This is a genomic window from Janthinobacterium algoris, from assembly GCF_051380935.1.
Taxonomy (GTDB): Bacteria; Pseudomonadota; Gammaproteobacteria; order Burkholderiales; family Burkholderiaceae_D; genus Janthinobacterium.
The window spans coordinates 44,476-69,021 of sequence record NZ_JBNYXZ010000002.1 but is presented as its reverse complement, the minus strand read 5'-3'; the positions used below and the strand labels follow the sequence as shown (position 1 = coordinate 69,021).

Below are 24,546 nucleotides of genomic sequence, written 5' to 3'. Positions count from 1 at the left end.
CTGTGCTACGCGCGTGCGCGTTAATATTAGTGTTGCGCGCACGGTAAAAACTGCTCACTGGTCGCCCGTCAATTCGATGTCTGCTACACTGAAAAACCGGGTGCCGGGGCTAGCCGTGGAGATTGTGATGACCCGCAAAACACCTATCGAGCGCTACCGCAACATCGGCATCAGCGCCCATATCGACGCCGGCAAGACCACCACTACCGAGCGCATCCTGTTTTATACGGGGGTCAATCACAAGATCGGCGAGGTGCACAATGGCGCCGCCACCATGGACTGGATGGAGCAGGAGCAGGAACGGGGCATCACCATCACCTCGGCCGCCACCACGGCCTTCTGGAAAGGCATGGCCGGCAACTTTCCGGAACACCGCATCAACATCATCGACACGCCCGGGCACGTGGATTTCACGATTGAAGTGGAGCGCTCGATGCGCGTGCTCGACGGCGCCGTCATGGTCTACGATGCCGTCGGCGGCGTGCAGCCTCAGTCCGAGACCGTCTGGCGCCAGGCCAACAAATACCACGTGCCGCGCATCGCCTTCATCAACAAGATGGACCGGGTGGGTGCGGATTTCTTGCGCGTGCGCAAGCAGATCGCCGCCCGCCTGAAAGGCGTGGCCGTGCCCATCCAACTGCCCATCGGCGCCGAAGAGCATTTTACGGGCGTCATCGACTTGCTGAAAATGCGCGCCATCACCTGGGACGACGCCAGCCAGGGCGTGCAGTTCAGTTATGGCGAGATTCCCGCCGAACTGCTGGAACAGGCGCAGCAGTGGCATGAGCACATGGTCGAGCACGCTGCCGAAGCCAGCCTCGACATGACGGAACGCTACCTGAATGGCGACACGTTCACGGAAGCGGAACTCAAGCAGGCCTTGCGCGCGCGCACCATCCGCAATGAAATCGTGCCCATGCTGTGCGGCAGCGCCTTCAAGAACAAGGGCGTGCAGGCGATGCTGGACGCCGTCATCGAATACTTGCCGTCGCCCATGGAAGTGCCGCCCATCATGGGCCACGACGAGCATGACAACGAGGTAGAGCGCCACCCCACGGACGAGGAGCACTTTGCCGCGCTGGCCTTCAAGATCATGACGGACCCGTTCGTGGGGCAGCTGACCTTCTTTCGCGTGTATTCGGGCGTGGTGAACTCGGGCGACATGGTCTACAACCCCACCAAGAGTGCGCGCGAACGGCTGGGGCGCATCCTGCAGATGCATGCCAACGAACGCAAGGAAATCAAGGAAGTGTATGCGGGCGACATCGCCGCCGCCGTGGGCCTGAAAGCCGTGACCACGGGCGACACCCTGTGCGCCATCGACCACATCATCGTGCTGGAAAAGATGATTTTCCCGGAACCCGTGATTTCCCAGGCGGTCGAACCGAAGACCAAGCCCGACCAGGAAAAGATGGGTATCGCCCTGAACCGCCTGGCGCAGGAAGACCCGTCGTTCAAGGTACACACGGACGAGGAATCTGGCCAGACCATCATGTCGGGCATGGGTGAATTGCACCTGGAAATCTTAGTCGACCGCATGCGACGTGAATTTGGCGTGGAAGCGAACGTGGGCAAGCCGCAAGTGGCGTACCGCGAAACCATCACGCGCACGGTGGAAGATATCGAGGGCAAGTTCGTCAAGCAGTCGGGCGGACGGGGCCAGTACGGCCACGTGGTGTTGAAACTGGAACCCTTGCCACCAGGCACGGGCTACCAGTTCGTCGACGCCGTCAAGGGCGGCGTGGTGCCGCGCGAATTCATCCCCGCCGTCGACAAGGGCATCGTCGAAACCTTGAAGGCTGGCGTGCTGGCCGGCTACCCGGTGGTGGACGTGAAGGCCACCCTGACGTTTGGTTCTTACCACGACGTCGATTCGAATGAAAACGCGTTTCGCATGGCCGGTTCCATCGCCTTCAAGGATGGCATGCGCAAGGCGCATCCGGTGCTGCTCGAACCGATGATGCAGGTGGAGGCGGAAACACCGGAAGAGTTCATGGGCAACGTCATGGGCGACCTGACGGCGCGGCGCGGCATGGTGCAGGGCATTGACGACATCCCCGGCGGCGCGGGGCGCATCGTCAAGGCCCTGGTGCCGCTGGCCGAAATGTTCGGCTATTCCACCACCCTGCGTTCGCTGACCCAGGGCAGGGCCACCTATACGATGGAATTCAAGCACTATGCGGCCGTGCCCAAGCATATTCTGGACCTGGTGGCGGCGGGGAAGGCGAAATAGGCTCATAGGAGCAAATTGGGGCTGCCGCCAGTTGCCGCTGCAATTTGACCAGATATCGGCGCCGCTGTTACATTAACGACCAGTCCACCAACACAGGAGAGAGCATGGCCACCGCAGAACAGAAGCAGGAAGGACAGCACCGCGACAGCAGCGACTTTGTCATCACGCAAACCTTCGACGCGCCGCGCGAACTGGTGTTCCAATCGTGGGTGGAGCCGGAGCGCCTGGCCCAGTGGTGGGGACCCGTCGGCTTTGAATTGAGCGTGCTGGCGCTGGACTTGCAGCCGGGCGGCATTTTCCACTACGGCATGCGCGCCGACAATGGCTACGAGATGTGGGGCAAGTTCACTTACCAGCAGATCGAAGCGCCGGAAAAGATTGTCTCCATCCTGTCATTCGCCGACAAACAGGGCAACCCCGTGCAGCACCCCGTCAGCGCCACCTGGCCGCTGGAATCGTTCAATGTCATGACCCTCACCGAGGAAAACGGCAAGACGACGATGACTTTGCGCTCGACGCCGCATAAGGCCACGGATGAGCAGCATCGGACTTTCCTGGAAGGGCATGAGTCGATGAGGCAAGGGTTCAAGGCGACGTTCGGCCAGCTGGCACAGTACCTGGCGCGTGTTCAATAAAGAACAGCGGGCCTGAGTCGCGGGCCTGAGAAAATGTCCATGGCCGCGTTGCTTGGGCTTGCCGTACATGCGTACTGTCTTCGCCCGCGCGCCTTGCCCTGGCCATTTTTCAGGCTCGCTTGGCCCGGGGAGCCTTAGTTTGAGGCGCGGGGGTGTTCTTGCTATCGTTGCCAGTTTGCGGTTGAGGAACGTCTGCTTGCGCCCGGAAGTAGGGTTTATCTCATGAGGAAGTAATGTAACCAATACGCCAACCCATACCGGATGAAGTCCGAGGCAGACGCTGCCTCTCTATTGCACCTTTTAGCTCTCCATCCCCAGCATCCCCCGAACCACCGGCAATATCATCCGCCAAGCATTCGACGTGGCCGCGATCTCGTCGTAGTGGCTGGCGCCGGGCAAAATCAGCACTTCCGCATGGTCGCCGGCCAGCTTGGCCCTGGCCGCATAGTCGTGTGCGACGCGGGGCGGGGAGATGGTGTCCAGTTCTCCCGTGGCCAGCACGCTGCGGCTGCCGTTGGGCATCAGGTCGGCGGCGTTTGTGTCGCTGTAGATGTCGGGACGCTCATTGCTGGCGCTGCCTGCCAATTGCGCGATGTCGCGCTCGCAGCTGGTCTTGATCAATTCCTTTTCGTGGCGCAGATCGGCCAGGCCGCCCAGGCTGAGGATATTCTTGATCGGCAAATACTGCTCACGGTACAGAGGGCTGTTCTTCGGCAGTTTTTCTCGCCCGGCGATCCATTGCACCAGCTGGCCACCGGCGGAGTGGCCCATGGCGAGGATGCGGCTGGTGTCGAGCTGGTATTGGGGCGCGTGCTGCCGCAGGCTGTCGAGCGCCGCATGCATGTCTTCATACGTACCGGGATAGCCGCCGCCCGGCTCGTCGACCCGCCGGTACTCGACATTCCACACGGCAATGCCTTGTGCCACCAGGGCGCCGGCCACGTTGCGCATCTGCTTGATGCCGCCAAAGGCCACCGTCCAGCAGCCACCATGCACCAGCACGACTACCGGGAACGGTCCGCTGCCTTCGGGCCGGAACAGCTGCGCGTATTGCGACGGCGCGGGGCCGTACGCGATCTGTGCCGTGGGCGCAGGGCCGTTCAGGGCCAGGTAGTCGTCCAGGCTCATGGGGGCGGCAACGGCGCCGTGGACGAAGGCGAGCAGGGCGGTGGCGATCAGGGAGGACGGCAAGGAGGTAGGCATGCTGGGGTTCGCTTGAGAAGAGAGCAATACTTTAGCATAGCGCCGCGTTGCCGCTGAGATCAAGCGGTGCGCTGTTTTCCCCTAGAAGAGGGTTGCCCCATGGTATATTTCGGGCATCAGTTTTCCCCTTATCGACACGGTGCACGCAAACAACATTCTTTCATTGCTGGACGCCGAGCATAGTGCGCTGGGCAGCATCGCGGCAGGCGCCGACCTGGCCCATGCATTAGAGCATTTGTTGCTGGCGCTGCAAGACCTGGCCGAGGGCGGCGCGCATGCCTGCCTGGTGCTGATTGACGAGACCGACCGTTTTTGCGGCTTGTCCGCGCCCAGCCTGCCACAAGACCTGTGCCTGGCCTTGCGCCACGGCGGCGACCAGCCATCGCCGTTCGGCACGGCCGCCTTTTCCGGCGCGCCCGTGTATTGCGGCGACATCACGCGCGACATACACTGGAGCGCGGGACGCAAGGAAGCCCTGCTGCAAGGCTACCGCGCCTGCTGGGTGGCTCCCGTCTTCGGCGCCAAGGGGCATATCCTGGGCGTGCTGGGCCTGTTTTTCCAGGCGCCATGCCATCCTACGCAACCGGAGATCGAACTGCTGGCGCTGGCCGCGCGCGTGGCCGCGCATGTCATCGAGCGGGGCCTGCTGGAAAAAGCCCTGCACGACAGCCGCGAACACTTTCATTACGCCATCGAACTCAACACGCAAGTGCTGTGGACGGCCGACGTCGACGGCCAGCTCGATTACGTGGCGCAGCGCTGGCGCGAATGGACGGGAGGCAGCGGCCTTGGTACCAGTTGGCTGGAAGCCATCCACCCCGACGACGTGCCCCATTCCTTGGCGGCCTGGAGCGAATCCGTCGGTAGCGGTCAGCCTTTCGATGCGGAAATGCGCGTGCGCCGTCAGAACAGCCTGTACCGCTGGGTACATTCGCGCGCGTATTGCCGGCAAGACGAGCGCGGCCAGCCCGTAAAATGGTATGGCTCGTGCGAGGATATCGACGAGCACTGGCAGGCGCGCAATGCCTTGCTCGACAGCGAAGCGCAGTTCCGTTCGCTGGCCTCGACCATGCCCAACCAGGCCTGGCTGGCGCATGGCAGCGGCGCCACCTACTGGGTCAACGAACAGGTGTGCGAATACACGGGGCAATCGATGAAGTCCCTGGTGTCCAGCGGTTTTCGCCATTGCGTGCATCCGGACGACGTGCAAGCCACGCAGAAAAGCTGGGAACGGGCCGTCGCCACGGCCAGCGCCTACGAATACGAGTTCCGCATGCGCCGCGCCAGTGACGGCGCTTACCGCTGGTTCCTGGCGCGCGCCTTGCCCCTGTTCGACGAGGCAGGCAAGGTGCTGCGCTGGGTAGGCACGAATACGGACGTGCAGGAGCAGAAGAACGTGCTGGAAAAGATGGCCTACCTGAATTCCTCGCTGGAAGTGGAAATGGCCAACCGCACGGCTGACCGCGACCGCATGTGGCGGCTGTCGACCGACATCATGCTGGTGGCGGACCTGGCTGGCATGATCATCGCCGTCAATCCCGCCTGGAGCAAGATCCTGGGCCGGCCGGAAATCGAGTCGCTGGGTATGGATTTCATCAGCCTTGTGCATCCCGACGACCGCATGGCGGCCCTGAAGGACTTGTCGCGCCTGGCCCACGGCGCGCCCACCTTGCGCATGGAAAACCGCTACCGGCGCCGCGATGGCGGCTACCGCTGGATTTCCTGGACGGCCGTGCCGGCGCAAAAGCTGATCCATGCCATCGGCCGCGACGTCACGGATGAAAAAGAGGCGCGGCTGGCGCTGGTACGCAGCGAGCAAGCTTTATTGCAGGCGCAAAAGCTGGAATCGATTGGCAAGCTGACAGGCGGCGTGGCCCATGATTTCAATAACGTCCTGCAAATTATCTCGGGCAATTTGCAGTTGTTGAAGCTGACGGTGGCCGACAATCCACAGGCGGCCAGGCGTCTCGCTTCGGCAGCTTCGGCTGTCGAGCGGGGCGCCAAGCTGTCGTCGCAACTGCTGGCCTTTGCGCGGCGTCAACCTTTGAGGCCGCTGGTGACGGACCTGGGGCGTTTGCTACGCCGCATGCATGAGCTGATCCGCCGCGCCCTGGGCGAAGCTATTTCCGAGGAAACCTTTATCAGCGACGGCTTGTGGCATACCCTGGTCGACCCGAACCAGATGGAAAACGTGTTGCTGAACATGGCCATCAACGCGCGCGACGCAATGGACAAGGGCGGGCGCCTCACTTTTACCTTGAGCAACGTCACGCTCGATGCCGCCTACGCCAGTCTGCATGCCGATGTGCTGGAGGGGCAGTATGTGTTGCTGACCATCACCGACACGGGCCATGGCATGGAGCGCGACGTGATCGACCAGATATTCGAGCCGTTCTTCACCACCAAGCGCGAAGGCGAGGGAACTGGCCTGGGCCTGTCCATGGCCTACGGCTTCATCCGCCAGAGCGCGGGCCACATTAAGGTGCACAGTGCGCCGGGCGCCGGCACGACTTTCAAGATTTATTTGCCGCGCTCGCTGGAAAAGCTGGCCGAGCCACCGCCGGGCCTGACGGGCCCCGTGCTGGGCGGCGGCGAAACCATCCTCGTGGTGGAAGATGATGCTCCTGTTCAGCACACGGTGGTCGACATGTTGCGCGGCCTGGGCTACGACGTGCTGCATGCGGACGATGGTGCCTCGGCGCTGGCCCTGCTGGGCACGGGCGTGGCCATCGATCTGCTGTTTACGGACGTGGTCATGCCGGGTCCCGTCAGCAGCAAGGAACTGGCGCAGCAGGCCCGGCGGCTGCTGCCGGAGCTGGCCGTGTTGTTTACCTCAGGCTATACGCACAACGCCATCATGCAGGGCGGGCGCCTGGACCCGGGCGTGGAGCTGTTGAGCAAGCCCTACCAGCGCGAAGACCTGGCGCGGCGCATTCGCCACCTGCTGGCCGACCGCCGCCTGGTGGGCGCGCCCGACCCGTCGGGGCGGCGCATCCTGCTGGTGGAAGACAATGACGATGCGCGGGAAATGACGACGGAAATGCTGAATATGCTGGGCCATACCGTGCATGGCGTGGCCAGCGCCGAGGCAGCCTTGCCCTTGCTGGCCATGCCGGGTCTGGACATACTGGTGACGGACATCAGCCTGCCCACCATGTCCGGCCTGGAACTGGCGCGCCATGCGCGCGCGCACTGGCCGCAGCTGGAGGTGGTGTTTGCTTCCGGGCACGACTGGGGCGCCAGTCTGATGCAGGACGCCAGCGCGCGCTTCCTGCGCAAGCCGTTTGGCCTGGAAGAGTTGGCCAACGCACTGAAGGCGCGCCGGCTTGACGTTTACTAAGTTGGCGGCAATAAGGCTTGCTGCAATTGCTCGACGGTAAATGGCTTGACGAGGAAGCGCGCGGCCGGGTCCAGCACGCCGGAATTGGCCGGTGCATGGCCGGTGGAAAATACCACTTCCAGCTGTGGCTGCTCGCGGGCCACCAGTTCGGCCAGTTCGACGCCTGACATGGACGGCAGGCTGATATCGGTCAGCAACAGTTCCAGTCCCGGCGTGTCCAGCAGCGGCAAGGCTTCCTCGGCTGTGCCCACGGCCAGCACCGTGTGTCCCAGCATGGTCAGCAGTTCGCTCGTCATGGCGCGCGCGTCGCCATTGTCTTCCACCAACAAGATGTGACGCCCACCCGGCCGCACACCCGGACGCGTCGGCGCGGGCGGCTGCGGCGCCAGCTGCGCGCGGTACTGGTGCAGCGCCGTCACGTGGCGCCCGTTGGCCAGCAAGTGGCGGATGCGCCGCGCCAGGTCTTCGCGCCGGTACGGCTTGCTCAACAACTCGACGCCCGGCTCCAATCGGCCGCCCTGCATGATGGCGTCTTGCGTGTAGCCCGAGGTAAACAACACGGCCAGCTGCGGCAGCAGCATGCGGGCCTGGCGCGCCAGTGCCGTGCTGGCGACCTTGCCTGGCATCACCACATCCGTAAACAGCAGGTCGATGGGGACGCCGCTGCCGATGATGGCCAGCGCGCTTTCGCCATCGCTGGCGCGCAGCACGTCATAGCCGAGGCCGCGCAGCATGTCCACCACCGTCGTTTGCACTTGCACGTCGTCTTCCACGACGAGGATGGTTTCCTGGCCGCCCAGCACGGGGCCGCTCAACTGCAGCGGCAGTTCCGTTTCCGCTTCGAGCGAGCGCGGCAGGTAGATGCGGAAGGTGCTGCCATGGCCGGGCAGGCTGTCCACCGTCAAGTGGCCGCCGCTCTGGCGCAGGAAGCCGTACGCCATGGACAGGCCCAGGCCAGTGCCTTCGCCTTCCTTCTTCGTCGTGAAGAACGGTTCGAAAATCTTGTCCAGCAGTTCCGCGGGAATGCCCGTGCCCGTGTCGGAGACGGCCAGCTGCACATAGTCGCCGGGCGTCACGTCCGCATGGCGCGCCGCATAGTCGCTGCCCAGCACGCTGTTGCTCAGTTCAATGGTCAGCTGGCCCTGGCCAGCCATGGCGTCGCGCGCGTTGATGGCCAGGTTGAGGATGACGTTTTCCAGCTGGTGCGGGTCGACCAGGGCGCGCCAGCAGTCGTCGGCCAGCAGCAAACGCGACTCGATGCTTTCGCCCGTGGCGCGCCGCAGCAGCTCTTCCGTTGAGCGCAGCAGGTGCGCCAGGTCCGTCACCAGCGGTTTCAATGGTTGACGCCGCGCAAAGGCCAGCAGCTGGGCCGACAGCTTGGCGCCCCGTTCCACGGCGGCCGAGGCGCTGGCGATGCGCTTGGCGGCCAGCGGGTCGTCGTCCAGGGTCAGCTGCAGCAATTGTAGATTGCCGGAGATAATTTGCAGGACGTTATTGAAATCATGGGCCACGCCGCCCGTCAGCTTGCCCAGCGCTTCCAGCTTTTGCGATTGCAACAGGGCCATCTCGCTGTGGCGCAGCGATTCCTGCATGTTGCGCAAGGTGCTTTGCGCCTCTTTTTCCAGCGTGACATGGCGCCCGGTGGCAAAAATCAGGTCGCCTTCGGGCGCCGCCGACCAGGATAGCCAGCGGTGGCCACCCTCGCGGTGCCGGTAGCGGTTTTCAAAGCTGGGCATGGCCTCGTGCGTCACTTGTGCCAGCGCCTGGCGCGTGGCGACGGCATCCTCGGGCAGCACGAAGTCGAAGAGGCTGCGGCCCAGCATTTCCTCGGGCAGCCAGCCCAGGATGGCGCTGGCGGCCGGATTGACGGCGGCAAAGCAGCCCTCGGCATCGATGGCCACCATCAGGTCTTGCGCGCTGCGCCACAGCCGCTCGCGCTCGCTGTTGCGCGCTGCCAGGTCCGCTTCCAGCTTTTTTTCCACGGTGATGTCGCGTGCGCTGCAATACACCTTCTCGCCCTCGGGCACGGCGACCCAGGACAGCCAGTGCCAGCCGCCCAGCTTGTGGCGGTAGCGATTTTCGAAACGCAGCGCCGGCTGGCCTTGGTTGGCAGCCTCCCAAGCTGCATGGGTGCGTAGCAAGTCTTCCGGGTGGATCAGTTCCAGGAATTTTGTCGTGCGAATTTCCTCTGCCGACCAGCCCAGGGTGGCTTGCCAGGCGGGGTTCGAGTGCTCGAAATAGCCGTCGAGGTTGAGCACGCCCAGCAAATCGGGGCTGACGTTCCAGGTGCGGCCGAATTCGCGCGTGCGTTCGGCCACTTGCGTTTCCATGTTGGCACTGAGGGCGCGCAAGCGTGATTCCGCTTGGGCTCGCAGGATGGTCGACCAGACCCGTTCCGACACTTGCACAGCCAAGTCGATCTCGTCCGCGTGCCACAGGCGCGCCGCGCGGCTGTGCACGACGAACAGGGCGCCCAACCGGCCATCCTTGGCAATCGGAATGTTCAGGAAGGCACGGATGCCCAAACGCGCAAACGTGGCCAGCGCGTCCGGCGTGGCCGTGCGCGGGTCGCTCGCCACATCGCTGACGGCCAGCGTCTGGCCGGCGGCCAGCGCATCGGTCAAGCGGGCCGCATAATCGCCCAAGAAATATTCGCCGGCGGCGCCCGGTGCCAGGCCGTCGCTCCACGCATGCTGCAGGGTGGGGCACTGCAGGGTCTGGTCGATATCGAAACAGGCCACTTGCTGGGCGCCCAGGCGCTGTCCCAGCAGCTGCGCCGACACGCAGAGAATCTCGCCAGTGTCGTGCAGCAGGCGCAGACGGCGTTCCAGTTGCAGCAGAAAAGCCACGCCGCTGGTGCCGGCCTGGCTGCGGGGGGCAAGGGGGCTGCTCATGCCGGCCTTAGCTTCCGGCCAGCGGCAGGGTGACGCTGAACAGGGCTCCATTGCCGGGCTGGCTTTGCAGGGTGATGGCGCCGCGATGCGCATCGACCAGCTGCTTGGTGATGAACAGGCCCAGGCCCAGGCCGCCCGTGCGGTCCTGGTGCATGACGCGCTCGAAGGCGTCGAAGATGCGTTCCTGGTCGCGTGCATTAATGCCGATGCCATGGTCGCGCACTTCGATGACGGCGCTGTTCTGCGTGTGCGCCAGGCTGATTTCCACGGGCTGGCCCTGGCCGTAGCGCACGGCATTGCTGATCAGGTTGACAACAATCTGCTCGATGCGGAAGGCATCCCAGAAACCCTGGATCGGTTCGAAAGCCAGCACTTCCAGCACGCTCCCCGTGGCGGCCGCATATGGGCCCAGGTCGTCGGCCACCCTGCGCACCAGGCTGGTCAGGTCGACGGCTTCGCGGCGGATCGACAGCTTGCCGCTAGTGATGCGCGAGACGTCGAGCATGTCGTCGATCAGGCGCACCATGCTGCGGATTTGCCGCCCGTCGCGCGCCACCATCTTGTTCAGCTTATCCGGCTCGAAGGCGGCCAGGTTGCCCCGTTCGAGGTTGACGGTGCGCATCTGCGTTTCCAGGAACAGCGTGTTCAGGGGGGTGCGCAGTTCGTGCGCCACCATGGACATGAATTCGTCGCGCAGGCGCAGCGAGCGCTGCAGCTCAGCCTGCGTGGCGCGCAGTTCTTTTAATAATGCGTCCTGCTGCTGGCGGCTGTGTTCCAGCGCCTGCACCTGGCGCCGCGTCTCGCTGCGCTGCTGGTGCAGGGCGACGAAGACGTTGACCTTGCTTTGCACGGCATTGATGTCGAGCGGCTTGTGCAGGAAATCGACGGCGCCGCTTTCATAGCCCTGGAAGGCGAAATTCATTTCCTTGCCGGCCGCCGTGACGAAGACTATGGGAATGTGGCGCGTCTTTTCCGTGCCGCGCATCAGTTGCGCCAGCTCAAAGCCATCCATTTCCGGCATTTGCACGTCGAGGATGGCCAGCGCAAAATCGTGTTCCAGCAGCAGTGCCAGCGCTTCTTCGCCCGACGACGCTTGATAGACGCTGCGGTCGCTCTCACGGATCAGTGCATTGAGTGCGCGCAAGTTCTCCGGCAAGTCGTCGACGATCAGCAATTTGGTACTTGTTTCATTCATCATGTTTCATTTCTGGCATCTGCCGTCCAGCGTAGTGGGAAGCGGCGTGCGAGGGTGCACGCTTGCGGTAGAGCTTTTCGGGTCCCGGCAATGGCTCGAAGTCGGCGGCAAAGCGCGTGAAATGCGTGCTTTCCTTGCTGCCTAGTCCCAGGAAACCCCGGTGGCACAGCGAGTCGTGGAACAGGCTCAGGGCCCGCTCCTGCAAGGTTTTATTGAAGTAAATCAACACGTTACGGCAGAAAATCAATTGCGTCTCAATGAAAACGCTGTCCGTGGACAGGCTGTGGTCGGCAAAGTTGATCCTGTCGCGCAAGCGCTGCTGGAAATGCACCGTGGCATGCTCGACCGTGTAGTAGTCGGCCAGCTGGCCCAGGCCGCCCGCAGCCAGGTAGTTGTCGCCGTAGTCGGCCATGCGGTGCAGCGGATACACGCCGCGCGCGGCCGTGGCCAGCGCTTGCGGATTGATGTCGGTGGCGTAAATCGTGCTGCGCTCGAGCAAGCCTTCCTCGTGCAGCACGATGGCCAGCGACAGCGCTTCCTCGCCCGTGCAGCAGCCGGCGACCCAGATCGTTGGCGACGGGTAGGTTTTCAGCACGGGCACCACGTGTTCGCGCAAGGCGAGGAAAAAAGCCGGGTCGCGGAACATTTGCGTGACCGGCACGGTCAAAATCTGCAGCAGCTTGCCAAAGGCCCCAGCGTCGTCCAGTACCAGTTGCTGCAAGGCGGGCAAGTCGGCGCAGTGGAGGCGCTCGAGTGCCTGATTCAGGCGGCGCCGCTGCGAGGGCAGGGAATAGTCGCGAAAATCGTAGCTGTAGCGCTGACAGATCGCATCCATCAGGGCATGCAGTTGCGCGTCCGTGGTGCTCAGGGACATCACATGCGTTCCATCTTCGGCATCCACACGCGCAGCAGCGAATACAAACGGTCCAGGTCGATCGGCTTGGCCAGGTAGTCGGACGCGCCCGCCTGCAGGCATTCTTCCTGGTCATTCTTCATGGCCTTGGCGGTAATCGCAATGATGGGCAGCTTGTTGTAGCGGCCATCGGCGCGAATCAGACGCGTCGCTTCCAGGCCATCCATGCCAGGCATCATGACATCCATCAATACGAGGTCGATATCGTCCATGCTGTTGAGCTTGCTGATGGCTTCGAAGCCGTTGCGGCCGATTTCCACCACCACGCCTTTTTGTTCCAGCGCATTCGTCAGGGCAAAGATATTGCGCACGTCGTCATCCACCAGCAAAATCTTGCGGCCTTCGAAGACGCGTTCGCGGCTGCGCACCTGCTGCAGCATGCCCTGGCGCTCGCTCGACAGTTCCGATTCCACCTTGTGCAGGAACAAAGTCACTTCGTCGAGCAGGCGCTCGGGCGAGCGGGCGCCCTTGATGATGATGGAGCGCGAATACTTCATCAGATCCGCCTCTTCCTCGCGGCTCAGGTTGCGGCCCGTGTAGACGATGACGGGCGGGAACGAACATAGTTCTTCATGCTCCATGCGTTCGAGCAATTCGTTGCCCTGAATGTCGGGCAGCTTCAAGTCGATGATCATGCAATCAAAAATCTGCGTCTTGAGCAATTCCAGCGCCTGCTCGCCCAGCGCCACGGCCGTGATTTCCACATCGTCGTCGCTGATCAGGTGGACCACGCTTTCGCGCTGGCGTGCGTCGTCCTCCACCAGCAGGATGCGCTTCATCTTTTGCGTGAATTTCGATTCGAGCTTGCGGAACACTTCCTTCAGCTGCTCGCGCGTGCGCGGCTTGGTGGCGTAGCCGATGGCGCCCAGCTGCATGGCTTCCTGCATCTGGTCATTACCGGACACGATGTGCACGGGAATGTGGCGCGTCAGCGGGTTTTCCTTCAACTGCTGCAAGACCAGCAAGCCCGGGCGGTCCGGCAAGCCCATGTCAAGCAGGATGGCGTCGGGTAGAAATTCTTCCGCCAGGCGCAAGCCTTCATCGGCGCCGTGCGCCACCAGGCAGCGGTATTGCATTTCATGCGCGAGGTCGAACAGGATGCCGGCAAACGAGGGTTCATCCTCGATCACCAGCACGGAACGCTGGCCGGTCTTGCCGGCCGGCACGCTGTTTCTGTCATCCTGGAAGGTGGGCAGCGGCACGGGCTTGGCGGCGGGCGCCGACTTGGGCGCGGCGGCGGCGGGCGGCTGCGGCGCTGCAGCTAGCGTTGTCACCGCTTCCACCAGGCGTGCCGGCATGACTGCCGGCAGCACCAGCGTAAAGGTGCTGCCCTGGCCTGGCGTGCTGGCCAGGTCGATGCTGCCGCCCAGCAAGGCTGCCAGGTCGCGCGAAATCGACAGGCCCAGGCCCGTGCCGCCATAGCGGCGGCTGGTGGTGCCGTCGGCCTGGTGGAAGGCATCGAACACCTTTTGCTGCTGGTCGTCGGCAATGCCGATGCCCGAATCTTGCACCTGGAAGCGTACCTGGCCGGCCGCATCGTTGCTCACGTGCAGGGACACCGTGCCCGTATCGGTAAACTTGATGGCGTTCGACAGCAGGTTTTTCAGGATTTGCTCCAGGCGCTGGCGGTCGCTGACGAAGGACAGCGGGGCATCGGGCGCCAGCTTGACGTCAAAAATCAGTTTCTTTTGCTGCGCCTGGGCACCAAACAGCATCTTCATGCTGCTGAGCAGTTCGTCGAAGGGCACGGCGTCCGGCGTCAATTCCAGCTTGCCTGCCTCGACCTTGGAAATGTCGAGGATATCGTTGATGAGGGTCAATAAATCGTTGCCGGCCGAATAAATGGTTTGCGCAAACGTCACCTGTTCCGGCGTCAGGTTGCCACTGGTGTTGTCCGACAACAGCTTGGACAGAATCAGCGAGCTGTTTAGCGGCGTGCGCAGCTCGTGCGACATATTCGCCAGGAATTCGGACTTGTAGCGGCTGGCCCGCTGCAGCTCTTCCGCGCGGGCTTCCAGCTGCGCGTGCGCGTGGCCGATCGCCATGTTTTTCTGATCCAACGACAGGGCTTGCACGGCGAGCTGCTCGTTCGATTGCTCCAGCGCCGCCTTTTGCTCTTCCAGGTGGGCTTGCGACTGTTCCAGTACGCGCGATTGTTCGCCCAGCTCCTCATTGGCCGTGCGCAATTCTTCCTGCTGCACTTCCAGCTCTTCATTCAATTGCTGGGTTTCTTCCAGCACATTTTGCAGGCGCTGGCGGTACAGGGCCGCTTCCAGCGAGGTGCCGACATTCGCTGCAATCAAGTTCAGCCATTCCTTGGCGCGGGCGCTGACGGGATGCGTAAAGCCCAGTTCGATGACGCCGTTGACGACGCCTTCATTATTGACAGGCGTTAAGATCAGTTCCAGCGGCGCGCCGCGGCCCAGGCTCGACGTCACTGTCAGATAATTCTCGGGCACTTGGCGCACATGTTTAAGTTTTTTCTCGCGCGCCGTCTCGCCCACCAAGCCTTCGCCCAGCTTGAAAACTTGCTTATCCTTCACACCTTGTTCGTTGAAACCGTACACGGCCGTGCGGCGCAGGCTGCCATCCTCGTCGATGACGTACAGGGTGGCCACGGCCACTTCCAGCCGATGGGCGAGGAAGTCCAGCACGTGCCGTCCCAGCTGCGGCAGGCCCAGCTGGCCGCTGGTGTGGGCCGCCAGCTCCGTCTGCCCCGTGCGCAGCCAGGCTTGCTCCTGCAGCATATCGTTGTCCTTGCCGCGTTGCTCGAGCGCATCGTTGTAGATATCGGACAGGCGCAGCAGCTCACGCCGTCCCAAGTAGGCCAGCATGCCCGACGAGCCCAGGCTGAGGATCAGGAACACCACCACGGCCAGGATGGTGCGGCTCTCGGCCGTATCGGCCCGTTCCTGGCGCAGCCGCTGTTCCATGGACAGGAAGGTGAGAAATTCGCGGCGGATTTCGTCAAATTCCAGCTTGCCTTCGCCCTGGCGCACGCGGGCGAGGAATTCCTGGTTGTTGCGGCGCTGGGCGATCACGCTTTCCGCATAGGCCATCCACTGGTTTTGCAGTGCGCGGATGCGGCGCAAACGGTCCGTCTGGATGGCGCTGGCGGACACCAGGTCTTGCAGGGTAGTCATTTCCACGGCGATTTTGGCCTTGCCCGATTTATACGGCGCCAAAAACGTCTCATCGCCCGTCAGCAAGTAGCCACGCATGCCTGTTTCCATGTCGACCGACAATTTCATGACCTCGTTCGCATTGCCGATCACCCGTTCGGAGTGTTCGACCGAGCGCAGGGCCGAGAGCAGGTAGGCGATCAGGCCGACGAACACGAGGGCTGTGGCGACCCCGATGACCAGCGGCAAGGTCACGTTGCGGGCGAGGATGCTGCGAAAGCTGAAGGAGTCGATCGGGGTCTTGGTATTCATCATGTCCGTGTAAGGCTGTCGCGAAAAAACAATTTTAATTGAAATGCAAGTTTCTGGTGCTCAAGCAAAGCGTGCGCTAGCATAACAGCCTTGCGGACAATTGCCGATCTGCAAGGTCATGCAATGCGCGGCAGCGCACAGATGAAAGCAAAGGGGAATCGAGCTGACGACGATGGCGGCAGAGCAAAGAGATTGGCCGTTCGCACCTTGAGAAGCAAGTGGTGGCGGCTTCCTTACGGGCGGCAGCTGGCGTGACAGTGAGCGTGGCGTCAGGCAGCAGCGGCGGTATAAAAAAACGCCGGACGGTGCCGGCGTTGTTGAGTGCGTTGCGCGCTACACTATATATATGTCAGTCGCGGATTTCCAGTGCCCGGTTCAGGCTCAGGGCGGCCAGCGAGGCGACGGCGCCTGACAGCAGGTAAAAGCTGACATAGGCGAGGCCGAAGTTGGCCGACAGGCCCAGCGCCACCAGCGGGGCGAAGCCGGCACCCACCAGCCAGGCCAAGTCGGATGTCAGGGCCGCACCCGTGTAGCGGAAGCGGGCAGGGAAGTTGGCCGTCACGGCGCCCGCTGCCTGGCCGTAGGACAGGCCCAGCAGGCTGAAGCCCACGAGGATGAACACGTCCTGGCCCGTATTGCCGCCACCCATCAGGGTCGGCACGAAGGCGCTGAAGATGGCGATCAGTACGGCCAACACGCCCAGGGTGGTGCGGCGGCCCACTTTGTCGGCCAGCAAGCCGGAAATCACCACGCCGATGGCGGCCAGCACGGCGCCGACCATCTGCACTTGCAGAAAGTCCGATGCCGAACGCGTCTGGTAGACGGAAATCCACGACAGCGGGAATACCGTGACCAGATGGAACAGGGCGTAGCTGGCCAAAGCGGCGAGGGCGCCGATCAGCACGTTGCGGCCCTGGCCACGGCTCATTTCAAATACGCTCACGGGCTGCAGTTCGCGTTCGTCCAGCAGACGCGCATATTCATTCGTCGACACCAGGCGCAGGCGGGCAAACAGGGCCACCACGTTGATGGCGAAGGCGACATAGAAAGGATAGCGCCAGCCCCAATCGAGGAAGTCTTCATCCGTCAGGTTAACCAGCATAAAGCAGAACAGGCCGGCGGCGATCAGGAAGCCGACGGGCGCGCCCAGCTGGCCCAGCATGGCGTACCAGCCGCGCTTGTTTTCCGGCGCGTTCAGAGCCAGCAACGATGGCAAGCCATCCCACGAGCCGCCCAGCGCCACGCCCTGGCCGATGCGCAGCACGGACAGCCAGATGATGGCGGCAAAGCCCAGGTGCGAATAGGTCGGCAGGAAGGCGATGCCGGCCGTCGACACGCCCAGCAGGAAGAGGGCGATCGTCAGCTTGGCGCTGCGCCCCATGCGGCGCTGGATCTCCATGAAGAGCACGGTGCCGAACGGACGGGCGATGAAGGCAAACGAGAAAATCAGGAAGGCATATAATGTGCCTTCCAGGCGTTCTTCAAATGGAAAGAAGACGCGCGGAAACACCAGCACCGAGGCGATGGCATAGACAAAGAAGTCAAAATATTCGGAAGCGCGGCCGATGATCACGCCGACGGCGATCTCACCAGGGTCGATATGCGATTCAACCGTGCCGGCCCCGCTTGCGTCGCGCAGGGAATGGGGGGAAAAGTCGGCGGGTACATCCCCGCTGTGTATGCGTGTGCTGGACATGATGATCGTCTCCAATATAGTTTCGAGTTCGGCCAACGCGTAACATACCCCGGGTGTCTCACGCCCGGAGTAGGACTATTCATCAGGTAGCCGTAGGAAAACTGCGCGCATACCTGTTGAAAATCCGAGCAAGGGGGTGGACAAAACGTCCAATTGCCAACGCGCTCCAGTGAGAATACAGTACCATATCTTCATCCCCTGTACTGGACTTTCCTGTATGTTTTCATTAAAAGTTCGTCGCGGACTGCTTCTTTTACCTCTCGCATTGTTGGCTGGTTGCAATACGGTGGTACTGAATGCGTCCGGTGACATCGCAGTTCAGCAAGGCAATCTGATTGTCATTTCCACATTGCTGATGCTGTTGATTATCGTTCCGGTAATCGCCCTGACCCTGCTTTTCGCATGGCGCTATAGAAAAAACAATACCGCGGCCAAATACGAGCCGGACTGGGACCACTCGACTCGCCTCGAGCTGATTATCTGGGGCGCGCCCCTGTTGATCATCATCGTGCTGGGCTTGCTGACCTGGATCAGCACCCACACCCTCGATCCTTATCGTCCGCTGAGCCGTATCGACGCCAACCGCCCGATTCCTGCCAGCCACAAGCCGATGATTGTCGAGGTCGTGGCGCTGGACTGGAAATGGCTGTTCATTTACCCCGAGCAAGGTATCGCTTCCGTGAATGAACTGTACGCGCCCGTTGATCGTCCGATCCGCTTCAAGATCACCGCCTCGTCCGTCATGAACTCGTTCTTCATCCCCGCACTGGCAGGTCAGATCTACGCCATGCCGGGCATGGAAACGCAGTTGAATGCCGTCATCAACAAGCCTGGCGTCTACAAGGGCTTCTCGGCGAACTACAGCGGTGCCGGTTTCTCGGGCATGCGCTTCAAGTTCCACGGTGTGAATGATGCGGACTTCGATCAGTGGGTGGCATCGGCACGTGCCGGTGGCGGCGCGTTGAACCGCGACGACTACCTGTCGCTGGCCCAGCCGAGCGAACGCGATCCGGTGCGCCGCTACAGCGCCGTACCTAACGATCTGTACAAGGCAATCCTGAACCGCACCATCGTTTCCGACGCCCTGTGCGTGACGCCGGTCGAGCCATACAAATTGTCGATGGCAAATAGCCCGGTAGCGTTTGTCACGCCATTAGTCGCTAGCGATGCAGTGGTTGAAAAGGGTGTTCAAGCCAAGTAATGACTGCATGAATCCTGCAGCGCATTGCGCTGCAGATACTGGCGCCGCTTGCCTGGCGCCTCCCTTTTTTCTCTGAGAGTAACAATGCTAGACCATATTGATCTGACGAAGCTTATCTTCGGCCGTCTGAATTGGAGTGCAATTCCACTTCACGAGCCTATCCTGCTGGCGACCTTTGCCATGGTCGCCCTGGGCGGTATCGCACTCGTTGCGGCACTGACGTATTTCCGCGTCTGGGGTACCCTGTGGCGCGACTGGATCACCAGTATCGACCATAAAAAAATCGGTATCATGTACATGATCCTGGGTCTGGTCATGTTGCTGCGTGGCTTTGCCGATGCGCTCATGATGCGTACCCAGCAGGCGATCGCCTTTGGCGACAATGCCGGCTTCCTGCCACCGCATCACTACGACCAGATATTCACCGCCCACGGCGTGATCATGATCTTCTTCGTCGCTATGCCTTTCGTGACGGGTCTGATGAACTACGTGGTGCCGCTGCAAATCGGCGCGCGCGACGTGGCTTTCCCGTTCCTCAACAACTTCAGCTTCTGGATGACCACCATGGGCGCCGTCCTGGTCATGGCGTCGCTGTTCGTCGGCGAATTTGCCCGCACGGGCTGGCTGGCGTATCCACCGCTGTCGGGCATCGTCGGCAGTCCGGACGTGGGGGTAGACTATTACATCTGGTCCTTGCAGATTGCCGGGGTCGGGACGCTACTGTCCGGTGTCAACCTGATCGCCACCATCGTCAAGATGCGCGCGCCTGGCATGACCTGGATGAAAATGCCCGTCTTCACCTGGACCGCACTGTGCACCAACATCCTGATCGTGGCCGCTTTCCCGGTACTGACGGCCGTATTGGCCATGCTGTCGCTGGACCGCGTTGCCGGCTTTAACTTCTTCACGACGGAACTGGGCGGCAACGCCATGATGTACGTCAACCTGATCTGGATTTGGGGTCACCCAGAGGTCTACATCCTGATCTTGCCGCTGTTCGGCGTGTTCTCGGAAGTCGTCGCCACGTTCAGCAGCAAACGTTTGTTCGGCTACGCCTCGATGGTGTACGCCACCTGCGTCATCATGATCCTGTCGTACCTGGTATGGCTGCATCACTTCTTCACCATGGGTTCGGGCGCCAGCGTCAACTCCTTCTTCGGCATCACGACGATGATCATCTCGATCCCGACGGGCGCGAAGATCTTCAATTGGCTGTTTACCATGTACCGCGGCCGTATCCGCTTTGAACTGCCTATGCTGTGGACGATCGGCTTCATGGTCACCTTTACCATCGGCGGCATGACCGGCGTGCTGCTGGCCGTACCGCCAGCTGACTTCGTGCTGCACAACAGCCTGTTCCTGATTGCCCACTTCCATAACGTGATTATCGGCGGCGTGGTCTTCGGTGTGTTTGCTGCGATCAACTACTGGTACCCGAAAGCTTTCGGTTACAAGCTCGACGCGTTCTGGGGCAAGTGCTCGTTCTGGTTCTGGTTCGTCGGCTTCTACCTGGCCTTCATGCCGCTGTACGTGCTTGGCCTGATGGGCGTGACCCGTCGTGTCAACCACTTTGAAGATCCATCGCTGCAAATCTGGACCATCATCGCCTGGTTTGGCGCCGTCTCGATCGCACTGGGCATCGCCTCCATGCTGATCCAGTTCGTCGTCAGCTACCGTAACCGTCACGCCCTGCGCGACGTCACCGGTGACCCATGGGGTGGCCGTACGCTGGAATGGTCGACGTCGTCGCCTCCGCCAGACTATAATTTCGCCTTCACGCCACAAGTGCACGAACTCGATGCATGGACTGACATGAAGAAACACGCTTACCAGCGTCCGACGTCCGGTTTCACGAAGATCCACATGCCTAAGAACACCTGGGCTGGTTTTGTGATTGCCGCACTCTCCGCACTGGTCGGTTTTTGCTTGATCTGGCAAATGTGGCTCGTCGCCAGTATTGGCTTCGTGATCATGATGGTCACCATCATCGTCCATACCTTTAACTACAAGCGCGATTACTACATTCCTGCGGAAGAAGTGGTCCGTACCGAAGACGCTTATACTAAATTGCTGAGCAGCCATGTCTGATACCATCGCCCATAACACCGGCGCCGCTGGCGCCGCACCAAGCACGCGCAGCTACTTTGTGCGCGAGCACCACCCGGAAAACGGCAGCTTGCTGGGTTTCTGGCTTTACCTGATGAGCGATTGCCTGATCTTCGCCTGTCTGTTCGCCACGTACGCCGTGGTGGGCCGCAACTACGCGGACGGCCCGACGGGCGCCGCGCTGTTCGACCTGCCGCTGGTGGCCGTCAACACGGCCATGCTGCTGCTGTCGTCGATCACCTATGGCTTCGCCATGCTGGCCATGCAGCGCAAGCAGTTGCGCAGCACCCTGGTCTGGCTGGGCATCACGGGCCTGTTCGGCCTGGCCTTCCTGTCGCTGGAAATGTATGAATTCATACATCTGATCCACGAAGGCGCCGGTCCGCAGCGCAGCGCGTTCCTGTCGTCGTTCTTCGCCCTGGTCGGTACCCACGGCTTGCACGTGACGTTCGGCGTGATCTGGCTCGTGACCTTGATGTTCCAGTTGAACAAGCATGGCCTGACACCGGAGAACGGCCGTCGCATGATGTGTTTGTCACTGTTCTGGCATTTCCTGGACGTTATCTGGATCGGCGTCTTCACCTTTGTCTACCTGATGGGAGTGCTGCCATGAGCGACCACCACACACACGGCGATAGCCACCACCATGACCAACACGATCATGGCAGCTTGAAAAGCTACACTATCGGCTTCATCCTGTCGGTGATCCTGACGGCCATTCCGTTCTGGCTGGTGATGACGAAAGTCATCACCAACTCGGGCACCATGGGCCTGGTCCTGCTGGCGTTCGCGGCTGTTCAAGTGGTGGTGCACATGGTGTACTTCCTGCACATGAACACCAAGTCTGAAGGCGGCTGGAACATGATGGCCTTGATCTTCACCATCATGATTGTGGGTATTGCCATGGCCGGTTCCCTGTGGGTCATGTACCACATGAACCACAACATGATGCCGGATCTGATGCCTGAGTACATGCATACGAAAACGGCTCCATGATGAGTCAACCGCGCCCAAGCAACACCGGGCGCGCCCCTGGCGCCGCATCGCAAGATGCCGCGCCAGGCCCACGCGGCATGGCTGTGCATTATTCAAAAATTGCATTAGCTTTGCTGGCGGGGATCTTGTTTGCCGGTTTCTGTGCCCTGGGCACCTGGCAAGTCAAGCGCCTGTTCTGGAAGCTTGACCTGATCGAGCGCGTCGAACAACGCGTACATGCGCCCGCAACGGACGCACCTGGGCCTGCAGCCTGGGCCAGCATTACGCCACAAACGGATGAATACCGCCATGTGCGACTCTCCGGTACGTATCTCCCCATTTTCAATACCCTGGTGCAGGCAACGACGGCACTGGGCAGCGGTTACTGGCTGTTGACGCCATTGCGCCTGGCCGATGGCAGCACCGTGCTGGTCAACCGCGGCTTCGTGCCGAAACGCGAGGGCATCGCCGCCAGCACGCCGGCCGGCATCGTGCACGTCGACGGCTTGCTACGCGTCAGCGAGACGGGCGGCGGTTTCCTGCGCGAAAACAGTCCTGCCACCCAGCATTGGTATTCGCGCGACGTGGCCGCCATCGGCGCTTCGCACATGCTGAACAAGGTGGCACCGTATTTTGTCGATGCGAAGGGAAAATCGGAAACGGCCAGCGATGCACCCGTCGGCGGCTTGACCGTGATTTCCTTCCACAACAACCACCTCGTGTACGCCTTGACGTGGTTTGCCCTGGCCTTGATGGTAGCTGGCATCAGCTGGTGGATCGTGCGCGAAAGCCGGCGGCGCCGCGCCCGTGGCGCCCAGCGCAAGGAAAGCGACCATGCCGGGCAGGATTGAAATCCTGCCCAACCGCGAGGTACTAGAACGCGGTGCGGTGGCGGCCGAGATGGAACATCCGGCCGGTCACCAGAACATGAAGCTGCTGATCCAGTTGCGCTGGCTGGCCGTGATCGGCCAGATCAGCACGATCTTCGGCGTGGGCGTGGGGCTGGGCATCGCCTTGCCCGTGCCTTACATGCTCGAAGTGCTGTCCTGCCTCATCGCCTTCAATCTGGCCAGTCTCTTGCGCTGGCACGAACGTCAGCCCGTCTCCAACACGGCCCTGTTCCTCGCTTTGCTGGTCGACGTTACCGTGCTGACGGCCCAGCTCTATCTGAGCGGCGGCATCAGCAATCCGTTTGCCTTCCTGTACTTATTGCAAGTCATCCTCAGTGCCGTGCTGCTGGAAGTGTGGTCGACCTGGATCATGGTGGCCATCACCAGCCTGTGCCTGGGCGGCCTGGCCTTGTTGCCCGGCCCCCTGATCTTGCCGATCGACCCCGAGCGGGGCTTTTCCAGCCTGTACGTGCAAGGTTTGCTGATCTGTTTCATCTTGAACGCCGCCTTGCTGGTGTTGTTCATCACGCGCATCAACCGCAACCAGCGCGCCGGCGACGCCAAGGTGGCCGACTTGCGCCAGCGCGCGGCGGAAGAAGAGCACATCATCCGCATGGGCTTGCTGGCCTCGGGCGCCGCGCACGAGTTGGGCACGCCGCTGGCGACCCTGTCCGTCATCCTCGGCGACTGGCGCCGCATGCCGGAATTGAGCAAGAACAGCGAATTGCTGGAAGAAATCACCGAAATGCAGGCGCAGTTGCGGCGCTGCAAGAGCATCGTCAGCGGCATCCTGCTGTCGGCGGGCGAGGCGCGCGGCGAATCGTCCGTCAAGACGACGATCAATACTTTCTTGAACGAATTGGTGGAAGAATGGCGCAGCAGCCGCCCGATCCAGGATTTCGAGTACGATAACCGCATCGAGCATGACGTCCCTGTCGTCTTCGATTCGACTCTGAAACAAACCATCTGCAATGTGCTCGACAATGCGCTGGAAGCGTCGCCAGACTGGCTGCGCTTCGAAGCCACGCGCGAAGCGGACGCCTTGCACCTGGTGATTACCGATGCGGGCCCCGGCTTCGAGCCGTCGATGCTGACGCACCTGGGCAAACCATATCAGAGCAGCAAGGGTAAACCCGGCGGTGGCCTCGGTCTGTTCCTGGTGGTGAATGTCGCGCGTACCCTGGGCGGCACGGTGACGGCGCGCAACAGGGTGCAGGGCGGGGCGGTGGTGCACCTGGCCTTGCCGCTGGCGGCCATCAAACTGGAAAGAGAAAGCGACAACCATGCAGGATGACCGTCTGTTACTGATCGTGGAAGACGACGCCGCGTTTGCCCGCACCCTGGGCCGCTCGTTCGAGCGGCGTGGCTACCAAGTCATCCTGGCCACCAATTTCGACGAAGCAAGCGCCTTGCTGGAACTGCATTGCCCCGACTACGCCGTGGTCGATCTGAAACTCAATGGCAACACTTCCGGCCTGGCTTGCGTGCAAATGCTGCACCAGCACGACCCGGACATGCTGATCGTCGTGCTGACCGGTTACGCCAGCATCGGCACGGCCGTCGAAGCGATCAAGCTGGGCGCCTGCCAGTACCTGGCAAAACCGTCGAACACCGACGACATCGAAGCGGCGTTCGGCCACGTGGCAGGCAACGCCGACATCGAACTGAGCAACCGCGCCACCAATATCAAGACCCTGGAATGGGAACGCATCCACGAAATGCTGGCCGAGACGGATTTCAATATCTCGGAAACGGCACGCCGGCTGGGCATGCACCGGCGCACCCTGGCGCGCAAGCTGGAAAAGCAGCGGGTGAAGTAGACATTGCGGTA

The 24,546-nt window shown here is 61.8% G+C and carries 16 protein-coding genes; 10 read left to right on the top strand and 6 right to left on the bottom strand.

The features are described 5' to 3' along the window. The first annotated feature begins 127 nt into the window (after positions 1-127). Together fusA and ACQ4W7_RS03175 are read left to right on the top strand one after the other, a co-directional pair. Positions 128-2,233, top strand: coding sequence for an elongation factor G (fusA, locus tag ACQ4W7_RS03180; RefSeq protein WP_426071196.1), 2,106 nt, complete (start codon positions 128-130; stop codon positions 2,231-2,233). A 104-nt stretch (positions 2,234-2,337) separates the two neighbouring features. After that, positions 2,338-2,868, top strand: a complete 531-nt coding sequence (locus tag ACQ4W7_RS03175; RefSeq protein WP_436528383.1) for an SRPBCC family protein — start codon at positions 2,338-2,340, stop codon at positions 2,866-2,868. Between the two features lie 300 nt (positions 2,869-3,168). Here the strand turns inward: ACQ4W7_RS03175 and ACQ4W7_RS03170 are convergent, their stop codons facing one another. After that, positions 3,169-4,071: an alpha/beta hydrolase gene (locus ACQ4W7_RS03170; RefSeq protein WP_436528381.1), complete on the bottom strand. Its 903-nt coding sequence runs from the start codon at positions 4,069-4,071 to the stop codon at positions 3,169-3,171. Positions 4,072-4,210: 139 nt separating this feature from the next. Between ACQ4W7_RS03170 and ACQ4W7_RS03165 the strand changes: the two genes are divergently transcribed. After that, positions 4,211-7,411, top strand: coding sequence for a PAS domain-containing protein (locus ACQ4W7_RS03165; protein ID WP_436528379.1), 3,201 nt, complete (start codon positions 4,211-4,213; stop codon positions 7,409-7,411). Here ACQ4W7_RS03165 and ACQ4W7_RS03160 read toward each other — a convergent pair. From ACQ4W7_RS03160 to ACQ4W7_RS03140, 5 genes are all read right to left on the bottom strand, one after another. Next, positions 7,408-10,305, bottom strand: a complete 2,898-nt coding sequence (locus tag ACQ4W7_RS03160) for a response regulator (protein WP_436528377.1) — start codon at positions 10,303-10,305, stop codon at positions 7,408-7,410. The two genes, ACQ4W7_RS03165 and ACQ4W7_RS03160, sit on opposite strands and share 4 nt — an antisense overlap. Positions 10,306-10,312: 7 nt before the next feature. After that, positions 10,313-11,503 (bottom strand): hybrid sensor histidine kinase/response regulator, encoded by a 1,191-nt coding sequence (locus ACQ4W7_RS03155; RefSeq protein ID WP_426071191.1) that lies wholly within the window; start codon positions 11,501-11,503, stop codon positions 10,313-10,315. After that, a complete protein-coding gene (locus ACQ4W7_RS03150) occupies positions 11,493-12,374 on the bottom strand; it encodes a CheR family methyltransferase (RefSeq protein WP_426071190.1) in 882 nt (293 codons plus the stop codon). The genes ACQ4W7_RS03155 and ACQ4W7_RS03150 overlap by 11 nt, the downstream gene beginning before the upstream one ends. Continuing rightward, a complete protein-coding gene (locus ACQ4W7_RS03145; protein ID WP_436528876.1) occupies positions 12,374-15,847 on the bottom strand; it encodes a response regulator in 3,474 nt (1,157 codons plus the stop codon). The genes ACQ4W7_RS03150 and ACQ4W7_RS03145 overlap by 1 nt, the downstream gene beginning before the upstream one ends. A 349-nt stretch (positions 15,848-16,196) precedes the next feature. Further along, a complete protein-coding gene (locus ACQ4W7_RS03140; protein ID WP_426071189.1) occupies positions 16,197-17,543 on the bottom strand; it encodes an MFS transporter in 1,347 nt (448 codons plus the stop codon). Between the two features lie 217 nt (positions 17,544-17,760). On the opposite strand from ACQ4W7_RS03140, the gene cyoA reads away from it, so the two are divergent. The 7 genes from cyoA (at position 17,761) to ACQ4W7_RS03105 (ending at position 24,535) form a co-directional block, all read left to right on the top strand. Beyond that, complete coding sequence (gene cyoA / locus ACQ4W7_RS03135) at positions 17,761-18,744, top strand: ubiquinol oxidase subunit II (RefSeq protein ID WP_436528374.1); 984 nt, start codon at positions 17,761-17,763, stop codon at positions 18,742-18,744. Positions 18,745-18,828: 84 nt separating this feature from the next. Continuing rightward, positions 18,829-20,832 (top strand): cytochrome o ubiquinol oxidase subunit I, encoded by a 2,004-nt coding sequence (cyoB, locus tag ACQ4W7_RS03130; protein ID WP_426071187.1) that lies wholly within the window; start codon positions 18,829-18,831, stop codon positions 20,830-20,832. Next, positions 20,825-21,463: a cytochrome o ubiquinol oxidase subunit III gene (cyoC, locus tag ACQ4W7_RS03125; RefSeq protein WP_071077269.1), complete on the top strand. Its 639-nt coding sequence runs from the start codon at positions 20,825-20,827 to the stop codon at positions 21,461-21,463. Before cyoB ends, cyoC begins: the two co-directional genes overlap by 8 nt. Next, positions 21,460-21,846 carry a cytochrome o ubiquinol oxidase subunit IV gene (gene cyoD / locus ACQ4W7_RS03120; protein WP_219134397.1) on the top strand — a complete coding sequence of 129 codons (387 nt, stop codon included), beginning with the start codon at positions 21,460-21,462 and terminating at the stop codon, positions 21,844-21,846. Before cyoC ends, cyoD begins: the two co-directional genes overlap by 4 nt. Further along, positions 21,843-22,676, top strand: coding sequence for an SURF1 family protein (locus tag ACQ4W7_RS03115; RefSeq protein WP_436528371.1), 834 nt, complete (start codon positions 21,843-21,845; stop codon positions 22,674-22,676). Before cyoD ends, ACQ4W7_RS03115 begins: the two co-directional genes overlap by 4 nt. After that, entirely contained in the window at positions 22,660-24,009 is a 1,350-nt protein-coding gene (locus ACQ4W7_RS03110) for an ATP-binding protein (RefSeq protein ID WP_426071185.1), read from the top strand. The genes ACQ4W7_RS03115 and ACQ4W7_RS03110 overlap by 17 nt, the downstream gene beginning before the upstream one ends. After that, positions 23,999-24,535, top strand: a complete 537-nt coding sequence (locus ACQ4W7_RS03105) for a response regulator transcription factor (protein ID WP_436528369.1) — start codon at positions 23,999-24,001, stop codon at positions 24,533-24,535. Before ACQ4W7_RS03110 ends, ACQ4W7_RS03105 begins: the two co-directional genes overlap by 11 nt. Positions 24,536-24,546 lie beyond the last annotated feature (11 nt).

Bases quoted from the DNA above. Each gene is read 5' to 3' on its own strand.
- fusA (WP_426071196.1), top strand. From the start codon at position 128: ATGACCCGCAAAACACCTATCGAGCGCTACCGCAACATCGGCATCAGC.
- ACQ4W7_RS03175 (WP_436528383.1), top strand. From the start codon at position 2,338: ATGGCCACCGCAGAACAGAAGCAGGAAGGACAGCACCGCGACAGCAGC.
- ACQ4W7_RS03170 (WP_436528381.1), bottom strand. From the start codon at position 4,071: ATGCCTACCTCCTTGCCGTCCTCCCTGATCGCCACCGCCCTGCTCGCC.
- ACQ4W7_RS03160 (WP_436528377.1), bottom strand. From the start codon at position 10,305: ATGAGCAGCCCCCTTGCCCCCCGCAGCCAGGCCGGCACCAGCGGCGTG.
- ACQ4W7_RS03155 (WP_426071191.1), bottom strand. From the start codon at position 11,503: ATGATGAATGAAACAAGTACCAAATTGCTGATCGTCGACGACTTGCCG.
- ACQ4W7_RS03150 (WP_426071190.1), bottom strand. From the start codon at position 12,374: ATGTCCCTGAGCACCACGGACGCGCAACTGCATGCCCTGATGGATGCG.
- ACQ4W7_RS03145 (WP_436528876.1), bottom strand. From the start codon at position 15,847: ATGAATACCAAGACCCCGATCGACTCCTTCAGCTTTCGCAGCATCCTC.
- ACQ4W7_RS03140 (WP_426071189.1), bottom strand. From the start codon at position 17,543: ATGTCCAGCACACGCATACACAGCGGGGATGTACCCGCCGACTTTTCC.
- cyoA (WP_436528374.1), top strand. From the start codon at position 17,761: ATGTTTTCATTAAAAGTTCGTCGCGGACTGCTTCTTTTACCTCTCGCA.
- cyoB (WP_426071187.1), top strand. From the start codon at position 18,829: ATGCTAGACCATATTGATCTGACGAAGCTTATCTTCGGCCGTCTGAAT.
- cyoC (WP_071077269.1), top strand. From the start codon at position 20,825: ATGTCTGATACCATCGCCCATAACACCGGCGCCGCTGGCGCCGCACCA.
- cyoD (WP_219134397.1), top strand. From the start codon at position 21,460: ATGAGCGACCACCACACACACGGCGATAGCCACCACCATGACCAACAC.
- ACQ4W7_RS03115 (WP_436528371.1), top strand. From the start codon at position 21,843: ATGATGAGTCAACCGCGCCCAAGCAACACCGGGCGCGCCCCTGGCGCC.
- ACQ4W7_RS03110 (WP_426071185.1), top strand. From the start codon at position 22,660: ATGCCGGGCAGGATTGAAATCCTGCCCAACCGCGAGGTACTAGAACGC.
- ACQ4W7_RS03105 (WP_436528369.1), top strand. From the start codon at position 23,999: ATGCAGGATGACCGTCTGTTACTGATCGTGGAAGACGACGCCGCGTTT.